Annotated in this window: 8 protein-coding genes; 4 read left to right on the forward strand and 4 right to left on the reverse strand. The window is 65.7% G+C overall.

Features of this window, described 5'->3' with window-relative positions; translation table 11 throughout:
- Positions 1-38 precede the first annotated feature (38 nt).
- From PVZ72_RS21575 to PVZ72_RS21590, 4 genes are read right to left on the reverse strand one after another with little or no spacing between them, the layout of a single operon-like run.
- On the reverse strand, positions 39-464 hold the full coding sequence (locus PVZ72_RS21575; protein WP_273862975.1) for a group I truncated hemoglobin: 426 nt from the start codon (positions 462-464) through the stop codon (positions 39-41).
- The gene (locus PVZ72_RS21580) at positions 464-1,315 is read right to left on the reverse strand and encodes a DUF3034 family protein (RefSeq protein ID WP_273862976.1); all 852 of its coding nucleotides are present in this window, start codon (positions 1,313-1,315) and stop codon (positions 464-466) included. Before PVZ72_RS21580 ends, PVZ72_RS21575 begins: the two co-directional genes overlap by 1 nt.
- Complete coding sequence (locus PVZ72_RS21585) at positions 1,312-3,630, reverse strand: putative bifunctional diguanylate cyclase/phosphodiesterase (protein WP_273862977.1); 2,319 nt, start codon at positions 3,628-3,630, stop codon at positions 1,312-1,314. Before PVZ72_RS21585 ends, PVZ72_RS21580 begins: the two co-directional genes overlap by 4 nt.
- The gene (locus PVZ72_RS21590; protein WP_252977187.1) at positions 3,614-4,279 is read right to left on the reverse strand and encodes a methylamine utilization protein; all 666 of its coding nucleotides are present in this window, start codon (positions 4,277-4,279) and stop codon (positions 3,614-3,616) included. Before PVZ72_RS21590 ends, PVZ72_RS21585 begins: the two co-directional genes overlap by 17 nt.
- A 228-nt stretch (positions 4,280-4,507) precedes the next feature.
- Here PVZ72_RS21590 and lon point away from each other — a divergent pair, with 228 nt between their 5' ends.
- The 4 genes from lon (at position 4,508) to cmoB (ending at position 9,118) form a co-directional block, all read left to right on the forward strand.
- On the forward strand, positions 4,508-6,898 hold the full coding sequence (gene lon, locus PVZ72_RS21595) for an endopeptidase La (RefSeq protein ID WP_273862978.1): 2,391 nt from the start codon (positions 4,508-4,510) through the stop codon (positions 6,896-6,898).
- A 61-nt stretch (positions 6,899-6,959) separates the two neighbouring features.
- Entirely contained in the window at positions 6,960-7,352 is a 393-nt protein-coding gene (locus PVZ72_RS21600) for a protease inhibitor I42 family protein (RefSeq protein WP_273862979.1), read from the forward strand.
- A gap of 63 nt (positions 7,353-7,415) precedes the next feature.
- Complete coding sequence (cmoA, locus tag PVZ72_RS21605) at positions 7,416-8,153, forward strand: carboxy-S-adenosyl-L-methionine synthase CmoA (protein ID WP_273862980.1); 738 nt, start codon at positions 7,416-7,418, stop codon at positions 8,151-8,153.
- Entirely contained in the window at positions 8,150-9,118 is a 969-nt protein-coding gene (gene cmoB, locus PVZ72_RS21610; protein ID WP_133862843.1) for a tRNA 5-methoxyuridine(34)/uridine 5-oxyacetic acid(34) synthase CmoB, read from the forward strand. The genes cmoA and cmoB overlap by 4 nt, the downstream gene beginning before the upstream one ends.
- The last annotated feature ends 492 nt before the right edge of the window (positions 9,119-9,610 follow it).

A 9,610-nucleotide genomic window follows, 5' to 3' on the forward strand; every position in this document is an offset into this window, starting at 1 on the left:
CCACCGCCTGGGGTTCGACATCGGCGACGGCCGGCAGACTACTGGCGTATCACCTGGCCGCGCTGCGGGGCCAGGCGTGCCAGCAGGGCATTCTGCGCCCGCTCCGGAACGTCCTCACGCTGCATGGCCAGTTGCAGGTCTTCCACCAGGGCATTGAAGTCGGCGGGTTGCAGATTCAGACCGCGATGACTTTCCGCCATGCTCGCCCCTTCATAGCGGCAGGGACCGCCCGCATCGACGCAGAATTTCTGGATGAGCAGACTGCGCAGTCGCGCGATATCGACGTTGGCGAAGTAGTGCCGGATCCGCCCGTCATGCGCCACATTGAGCAGCATCCCCTCGACGATCCGGGTGATGCCGGGCTGGCCACCCAGCTCCTGATAGAGCCGATCACCCGTCGGCGGCTGAGGCGTGCACCCCAGCATCAGCAGCAGCGCCGCCAGTACCAGCGTTTTCCCCTGCATCAGTAGCTCCCCTGCAGCGACAGATAGAGACCCTGCTGATCGTCCAGGGTGGCGATCTCGCCCAGCCAGGCATAGGCCAGCACCAGCGACAGGTGCTTGTTGGGGAAGTAACCGACGAAGGTATCCACCCAGTCGCTCTCCCGGGTGAAGGACAGATTCTGCGGCTTCTCGCGATACTCCATGCCTACCGCCCAGCGCGGATTGAAGAACACCGCGGCCGAGCCTTCCTTGAGCCACTGACGGCTGTCGTTGCGGTCACCACCGAAGCCCAGCAGCCCCATCTCGTTGGCGCGGCTGTACCTGAGACCGACGTTGAGCAAGAGGTTGTAGCCGAAGGCACCGCCCAGCAACAGCCGACTGGCGCCCAGGTAGCCCTCGACATCGCTGTCGCGCCGCGCGCCCACGGCAGCGGGAATGCCGAAATCCCGTTGATGCTTGTATTGCACCCCCACGGCTAGCTGCGGCAGCCGGTCGTAAATCAGGTCGCCCGCCAGGCGCACCTTGGCGCCGACGATGTCCTGGCTGAGGCTGTCTTCCTCAAGCTTCATCAAGCGGCGCAGGGTCGGCATGTCCAGGCGCTGGCGGGCATAGGACATTTCCACCCGATTGTCGTAGGCCACCGCCACGCCGGCCGCATCGAGCCGGTAGTCACCGGTCCACACCCGGGTGGCAAAGGCCGTGGCGCCGGGCTGGCCGCTTTCGCCATAGCCACCGATCACCGCCCAGGGCGTGATACCGCCGCCCGCCGCGCCTTCCAGACTGCTGGCGCCGCCGGTGGCCAGCAGCTTGCCGCCGTCGGCCTGGGCAGCGGTTGCCAGCAGCAGGCCAGCCAGCAGCCAGCCGTGCTTCATGACAACGCCTCCAGCACCGGCTGGCTCTGCCGCTCCATCCAGGCCTCGAATTCCGCGGCCGGCACCGGGCGGCTGATGTAGTAACCCTGGATCACATCGCAGCCCCAACTGCGCAACAGCGCCAGGGCCCGGGCTTCCTCGACCCCCTCGGCGACCACTTCCAGGCCCAGGTTGTGGCCCATCTCGATGGTCGAGCGGACGATGACGGCGTCATCGTTGCCCGGCGCCAGTTCCTTCACGAAGGACTGGTCGATCTTCAATTCGTCCACCGGCAGCCGCTTCAGGTGCGCCAGGGAGGCATGCCCGGTACCGTAGTCGTCCACCGACAGCCGGATGCCCAGCACGGACAGCTGCGTCAGCAGCGCGATGGCCGCCTCGGGATCGTCCATGATGGCGCTCTCGGTAATCTCGAAGGTCAGCTGCCGCGCCGAGACGCCGGCGTCATCGAGCCAGCCCATGACGCGCTCGGGCAAGCGGGCATCGGCCAGGTCGACCGCCGAAACGTTCACCGATACCTTTACCTCGCGATCCTGGGTCTGCCAGAGCGCCAGCTGCCGGATAGTCGCCTGGATTACCCAGCGGGTGAGTCCGGCCATGCTGCCACTGTGCTCGGCCAGGGGAATGAATTCACCCGGCGAGACCATGCCCAGCTCGGCATGGCGCCAGCGCAGCAGCACCTCGGCCTGGTGCGGCCCATTGCCCTGCAGGGCCACCTTGGGTTGGAACACCAGCATCAATTCACCCCGTTCGCCCGCCAGCGGCAGGTCGTGGACCAGTTGCAGACGCCGCTGCTGGGCCGCATCCCGACCTTCATCATAGACCCGGAGGCGATCCGGCACCTGGCCGGCATCGAGCATGGCACTGCGCGCGCGCTCGATCAGCAGGGTCGGATCATCGCCATGGCGGGGATACTCGACGACGCCGATCCGGCAACTCAGCCGAAACAGCTGGCCTTCCCATTCGATGGGTTCGGCCAGTGACAGGCGCAGTTGCTCGGCCAGACCCACCGCGCCTTCCAGGCCGACGCGACAGAACTGCACGAGAAATTCGTCGCCTACCGGGCGCGACACGCAGCCGCGCCCGGCCAGCAGCACCTGGGCCCGCTCGGCCACCATCCGGAGGATGCGATCACCCCCGGCGACCCCGGCGCTTTCGTTGATCGCCTGGAAGCCATCCAGCCCCAGGTACAGCAGCGACACCTGGGACTGGGTGGCGATAAAGACCCGCAGTCGCTCCTCGGCCAGGATGCGATTGGGCAGACCGGTCAGGGCGTCATGCAGGGCATTGTGGTTGAGCCGCTGCTCGCGCTCGGCGATCCCCTGGCGCATCTCTTCGAGCACCTGTGCCAGCCGGCCGAATTCGTCACGGCGCTGGACCTCCACCTTGACCCCATAATCTCCCTGACCGATGCGCCATGACATCACCGACAGCTGCCGCAGCGGCTGGGCCAGGTTGCGCGCAAGCCAGAGCGCACCTAGCAAGGCCGCCAGCAGGGCACCGCCGGCGATCAGCGCCAGTTGCCTGAGCAGGGGTTCGAACTCGGCCATGGCCACGTCGAGCGAACGCAGCAGATAGACCTGTACCGGATGATCGGCGGTCCCGAGGGTCAGCCGCTTGACCTGATAGAGCCGGCCGCCCAGGGTCAGCTGCCAGATGTCGCTGCCCTGGGGTGAAGTCGCCAGCTCATGCAGCAGCAGCCGTCCCTCCTGCTCCGGCAGGGTACTGGCCATCAGCGCGGCTTCGCCGAGAAACACCACGTCCAGATTGATCAGCGAGCGAAACTCCTCGGCCATGGTCTGATCCATGGCGAAACTCATCACCACCTGGGCGATGGGCACAGGGGCACGGACCGGCACCGTGACCCGCAACTGCGGCAGGCCGGTACCGGCCAGCACGCAACTGCCGTCATTGCCCGACGCCATGGCAACGGGCAGACGCTCGCCTTCGCTATGCGCCGCCACGGTGCTGGCGATCAGCCGGCCGTCCAGATCCAGCAGGTAGGTATCGCCCGCGCCCACCCGGGCGCCGTGGTTGGCCAGCACCGACCTCAGCGTCGGCACATCGCCACTGGCCACGGCGTCGCGAAAGCCGAAATCGGCGGCGAGCACTCGCACGGCATCGTTCAGCCGGCGGCAGCGGCCGTCCAGCACCTGGCGGAATACCCGCGCCCCGGTGTCGAGCTGGTCATAGGACTGGCGCACGGCACTGGCCTCGGTGGCAGCCTTGACCGTCAGATAGACCAGGGTGATGACCACCAGCATCAGCAGGAAGAGGCTACCGGCGATGCGGGTCTGGAAACTATGGATGAGCTTCATCGTGCGTGGCCTTGTGGAAGGCATCCTCGAAAGCCGAGCTCGCCGGTTCCGCAGGCTGCGGCTTCGGCTGGACCGCCAGCTGGAGTTTCAGGGTCACCGGCTTGCCCGCCACGTCCAGCGCAGGCTGGGCAACCTCCTGCTTGTCGCTGAGGTCGGGATGCCAGAGCGCCAGCTGATAATGACCGTCCGGCGCCTCCAGTCGGGCGCGACCCTGACTGTCGGTCACCGCGGAGCGCCCGGCGGTGGTCACGTAGACGTAACCCACCATCCAGTCATGGATGTTGCAGCCCACCACCACCACGCCGGGCTGGTCGAACACCACCGGTGTGCTGGGAAGCCCGTGGTAGAGCGGCAGCTCGAAGCGCTTGGGACTGGAAAAGGAATACACCTGATGGCGAATGTCATCGGTATTGGGAAAGCTCACCGCCGTCCCGGTGGCCACCGCCAGGACATGGGGGACGAATCGCCGATTCTGCTGATCAATGGCCGCGGGCTGCCGCTCGGGCACCAGGCCCTGGCCCGACAGCATCACCACGGCATCGGCCAGGGGCGCCCCCTGACCATCGACCACCTGCACCGCGACCTCGGCCGCTTGCGCAGCTCCCAGGCCCAAAGCCAACCATCCCGCTACCAACCAATGCTTATTCACCCGCTGCTCTCCACCACGCGCCCTGGGAAACTCTCGCCGACTTCGCGGCGTGACTTCAGCTTTAGCGGCAGTGCCGGAGGAATCTTTATCGTCGCGGTGGCCAGGCTCGGTCCCGGTCGTCGCACTTCGAGCGGTACCCGGCGGTCAAGAAGGACAGGTCTTTGCCTGCGTTGAAAAAGCGCCACCCTCGCCCCATGTTGGCCTCACATCCAAGCCCAAGGTACGCCAATGAGCGATCAGGACAATCAAGCGGATATTCTCAGCGAAGAAGCCGGTCAGACCGGCCTGGTCCTGCCTGGCCAGAATCTTCCCGACAAGCTCTACGTCATTCCCATCCACAACCGGCCCTTCTTCCCGGCCCAGGTCCTGCCCGTCATCGTCAATGAAGAGCCCTGGGCGGAAACCCTGGAACTGGTGGCCAAGACCGACCACCACTGCCTGGCGCTGTTCTACATGGAGCAGCAGCCCGGCGATGCCGAGGGTTTCGATCCCGACCAGCTGCCGCAGCATGGCACCCTGGTGCGCATTCACCATGCCACCCGTCAGGACGGCAAGCTGCAGTTCGTCGCCCAGGGCCTGTCGCGGGTGCGCATCCGCGGCTGGCTGCGCCGGCAGCGCCCGCCCTACCTGGTGGAGGTCGAGCACCTGCGCCCCAACCCCGATCCCAGCGACGAGGTGAAGGCCTACGGCATGGCGCTGATCAACGCCATCAAGGAGCTGCTGCCGCTCAATCCGCTCTACAGCGAAGAGCTGAAGAACTATCTCAATCGCTTCAGCCCCAATGACCCCTCGCCGCTGACCGACTTCGCCGCCGCCCTCACCACCGCGCCGGGCGACGAACTGCAGCAGGTGCTCGATACCGTGCCCATGCTGCAGCGCATGGAAAAGGTCCTGCCGCTGCTGCGCAAGGAGGTCGAGGTCGCCCGCCTGCAGAAGGAGCTGTCCGCCGAGGTCAATCGCAAGATCAACGAGCGCCAGCGCGAATTCTTCCTCAAGGAGCAGCTCAAGCTGATCCAGCAGGAGCTGGGCATCACCAAGGACGATCGCAGCAGCGACATCGAAAGCTTCCGCCAGCGTCTGGAAGGCAAGAGCCTGCCCGAAGCCGCGCAGAAGCGTATCGAGGACGAGCTGAACAAGCTGTCCATCCTCGAGACCGGCTCGCCGGAATACGGTGTCACCCGCAACTACCTGGATTGGGCCACCGATCTGCCCTGGGGCGTCCACGGCCAGGACAAGCTCGACCTCAAGCACGCGCGCAAGGTACTCGACCGCCACCACGCCGGGCTCGATGACATCAAGAATCGCATCCTCGAATTCCTCGCCGTGGGCGCCTTCAAGGGTGAGGTGACCGGCTCCATCGTGCTGCTGGTGGGTCCGCCCGGGGTGGGCAAGACCAGCATCGGCAAATCCATCGCCGAATCCCTCGGCCGCCCCTTCTATCGCTTCAGCGTGGGTGGCATGAGGGACGAAGCCGAGATCAAGGGGCACCGGCGCACCTATATCGGTGCCATGCCCGGCAAGCTCGTCCAGGCGCTGCGCGACGTCAAGGTGATGAATCCGGTCATCATGCTCGACGAGATCGACAAGATGGGCCAGAGCTACCAGGGCGATCCGGCCTCGGCGCTGCTGGAGACCCTGGATCCGGAGCAGAACGTCGACTTCCTCGACCACTACCTGGATCTGCGCCTGGACCTGTCCAAGGTGCTGTTTGTCTGTACCGCCAACACCCTGGATTCCATCCCCGGCCCCCTGCTGGACCGCATGGAGGTCATCCGCCTTTCCGGCTACATCGCCGAGGAGAAGCAGGCCATCGCCAAGCGCCACCTCTGGCCCAAGCAACTGGACAAGGCCGGGGTGCCCAAGGATCGCCTGACGCTTACCGACAGTGCCCTCAAGGCCCTGGTGGAGGGCTATGCCCGCGAAGCCGGCGTGCGCCAGCTGGAGAAGCAGCTGGGCAAGCTGGTGCGCAAGGCGGTGGTCAGGCTCATCGAGGATCCCAAGCTCAAGGTCAAGATAGGTGCCTCGGATCTCGAGGACTACCTCGGCATACCGCCTTTCCGCAAGGAGCAGGTGCTGTCCGGAGTCGGCATCATCACCGGCCTGGCCTGGACCAGCATGGGCGGCGCCACCCTGCCGATCGAGGCGACGCGCATCCATACCCTGAATCGCGGCTTCAAGCTCACCGGCAAGCTGGGTGACGTCATGAAGGAATCCGCCGAGATCGCCTACAGCTACGTCACCGCGCACCTCAAGGACTTCAAGGGCGATCCGAATTTCTTCGACCAGGCCTTCGTCCACCTGCACGTCCCCGAAGGCGCCACGCCCAAGGACGGCCCCAGCGCCGGCGTCACCATGGCCTCCGCCCTGCTGTCGCTGGCCCGCAACCAGGCGCCGAAGAAGAACGTGGCCATGACCGGCGAGCTGACCCTCACCGGTCAGGTACTGCCCATCGGCGGGGTACGGGAAAAGGTCATCGCCGCGCGACGGCAGAAGATCAGCGAACTGATCCTGCCGGAGCCCAATCGTGGTGACTTCGAAGAGCTGCCCGCCTATCTCAGGGAAGGGCTGACCGTCCACTTCGCCAAGCGCTTCGCCGACGTGGCCAAGGTGCTCTTCTAGTCTGACCGGCCAATCTCTTGGGGTATGCTCTGCGTTTTGCCGTCATACCCCGGAGGTTTTCATGTCCAACCGTCTTCTGTTCTGCGGCTGTCTGCTCCTGGCCGGCTGCAGCAGTACCCAGCCGAGTGGCAACCTCATCCTGGGCGACGACAGCGACTGCACTCCGCTGGCCATGCACACGGGCCAGGAACTGACCCTGACCCTGCCCAGCGATCCCACCAGCGGCTATCGCTGGAGCATCCTCCAGCGTAGCGACAACCTCAGGCAGCTCGGCCCGGAAGTCTTTCGCGAACAGCGCCAGGATCAGGGCGGCATTGGCAGCGCCGGTCAGTCCCTCTGGCGCTTCCGCGCCCAGAACGCCGGCAGCGCCCATCTCGAACTCCAGGCCCGCCAGCCCTGGGATGCCGAAGCCGAGCCCCAGGCACGCTTCGACTGCCGTATCGAAATCCGCTGAAGCCACGTCCTGCAGTGCCTGCCGGGGGTACAATGCCCCCTTTCGATTTTCCAGGTACCGCCCATGAGCGAAGCCGACCGCCTGTTCGCGTCGCCGCAGCCTCCTGCCGACTTCACCTTCAACGAAGACGTGGTGCGCGTCTTTCCCGACATGATCAAGAGATCCGTGCCGGGCTATCCCACCATCGTCGAGAATCTTGGCGTCATCGCGGCGCGTTTCGCCCAGCCCAACAGCCGCCTCTATGATCTCGGCTGCTCCCTGGGCGCCGTGACCCAGGCCCTGCGCCGTCATGTCCGCGCCGAGGGTACCCGGGTGGTGGCCATCGACAATTCCACCGCCATGGTCACCCGCTGCCGCGAATACCTCAGCGCCCAGGATTCGATGCACGAGGAGTTGCTGCCGGTCGAAGTGGTGGAAGGTGACATCCTCGAGGTTCCGCTCGCATCGGCCTCGGTGATCGCGCTCAACTTCACCCTGCAGTTCATCGCGCCGGAGCAGCGCCTGGGCCTGCTCAGCCGTCTGCGCAACAGCCTGCTGCCAGGAGGAGCCCTGTTGCTGTCGGAAAAGATCCGGTTCCCGCACGCTCAAACCCAGGCATTGCTCAACGGCCTGCACCTGGACTTCAAGAGAGCCAATGGCTACAGCGAACTGGAAATCGCCCAGAAACGCACCGCGCTGGAAAACGTCATGCTCACCGACACCCTGGCCGAACACCGGGCACGCCTGCAGGCCGCCGGTTTCACCACCGTCGAACCCTGGTTCCAGTGCCTCAACTTCACCTCCCTGATCGCCCTGCCATGACCCAGCCCCCTTACCTCGCAGACCTGCAACAGGCGCTAGCGGATACCCCGCTGGCCATCTGGTCCCAGTCCCTCGAAGCCGTCCTGGCCGCCAAGTACGCCCGTGGCCATGGCGATCTGCAGCGCTGGCAAGCGGGTATCGATGCGCTCCCCGAAATCGCTGTAGCAGCTGTCGACCTGCATGAGGCCGTGCGCCTCGCCGGCGCTCCTACCGCTGAGCAGCACCAGGTCCTGCGCGAGGCACTGCTGCAACTGCGGCCCTGGCGCAAGGGGCCCTTCCAGTTGTTCGATCTCCATCTGGACACCGAGTGGCGCTCCGACTGGAAGTGGGACCGGGTCGCCCCCCACCTGGATCTGCAGGGCAAACGCGTCCTGGATGTCGGCAGCGGCAACGGCTACTACCAGTGGCGCATGCTCGGTGCTGGAGCCAGCCTGGTCCTGGGCGTCGATCCCAACTGGCTGTTCCACTGCCAGTTCCAGGCCCTGCGGCGCTATCTGCCCGACCTGCCGACCTGGCACCTGCCACTGACCCTGGAAGAACTGCCCGCACTGGACGGCGGCTTCGATACCGTCTTCTCCATGGGCGTGCTCTACCATCGGCGCTCGCCCATCGACCACCTGCTGGACCTGAAGAACTGCCTCGACAGCGGCGGTGAGCTGGTCCTGGAAACCCTGGTCGTTGAGGGCGATGCCACCACCGTCCTGGTTCCCGAAGACCGCTATGCCCAGATGCGTAATGTCTGGTTCCTGCCCTCCGCGGCCGCGCTGCAACTCTGGCTGCAACGCGCAGGCTATCGTGACATCCGCCTGGTGGACCTTACCCCCACGACCGTAGACGAACAGCGCTCCACCGAATGGATGGGCTTCCAGTCGCTACCGGACTTCCTGAACCCGGAAGATCCCAGCCTGACCGTCGAAGGCCTCCCCGCCCCCCTGCGCGCGACCCTGATCGCCCGCAAACCCTGAACGCAAAAAGCCCGGCACATGCCGGGCTTTTTCTTGCTCGCGTAACGTTGTAGGGGGATTGGGCTGAGCCTGGCGAAGCCCAACCTCCGGAAGCCCCCCTCACCGCCTTGCCGCCGTTCGCTTGATCCCTGCAGCAGATCTCATCGTTGGGCTTCGCTGCGCTCAGCGCCAACCTACGATGATTCTGTGCCGTGCTTCCAACACAACAGCCCGGCGCAGCCGGGCTGTTGGGGCTCTTGGGCTCTTGCGGACGTAAAGCGGCACCTGCCTAGCAGGCACTACTCCAATGCCGCCGCCGCGCCCTTTTGGTCCCCTCCCCCCCGGGAGAGGGCTAGGGTGAGGGCACCCTCAGCCACGCGGCTTCAGGCGTCCGCTAGCCGATTAGCCGATTGCCCGCTCCCAGCGCTCAAGCCCCTGACGCCCGGCCAAACTTTTCCCGCCGCAAAGACAACACCCCCGCCAGAGTGAACTGAGCGGGGGTGCTGGGTGTTA

The organism is Pseudomonas sp. LA5, from assembly GCF_028640825.1.
Lineage (GTDB): Bacteria > Pseudomonadota > Gammaproteobacteria > Pseudomonadales > Pseudomonadaceae > Chryseomonas > Chryseomonas aestiva.

What these genes read in the sequence shown, in the direction of transcription:
- PVZ72_RS21585 (WP_273862977.1), bottom strand. Translation starts at nt 3,630, where the DNA reads ATGAAGCTCATCCATAGTTTCCAGACCCGCATCGCCGGTAGCCTCTTC.
- cmoA (WP_273862980.1), top strand. Translation starts at nt 7,416, where the DNA reads ATGAGCGAAGCCGACCGCCTGTTCGCGTCGCCGCAGCCTCCTGCCGAC.
- PVZ72_RS21580 (WP_273862976.1), bottom strand. Translation starts at nt 1,315, where the DNA reads ATGAAGCACGGCTGGCTGCTGGCTGGCCTGCTGCTGGCAACCGCTGCC.
- PVZ72_RS21575 (WP_273862975.1), bottom strand. Translation starts at nt 464, where the DNA reads ATGCAGGGGAAAACGCTGGTACTGGCGGCGCTGCTGCTGATGCTGGGG.
- lon (WP_273862978.1), top strand. Translation starts at nt 4,508, where the DNA reads ATGAGCGATCAGGACAATCAAGCGGATATTCTCAGCGAAGAAGCCGGT.
- PVZ72_RS21600 (WP_273862979.1), top strand. Translation starts at nt 6,960, where the DNA reads ATGTCCAACCGTCTTCTGTTCTGCGGCTGTCTGCTCCTGGCCGGCTGC.
- cmoB (WP_133862843.1), top strand. Translation starts at nt 8,150, where the DNA reads ATGACCCAGCCCCCTTACCTCGCAGACCTGCAACAGGCGCTAGCGGAT.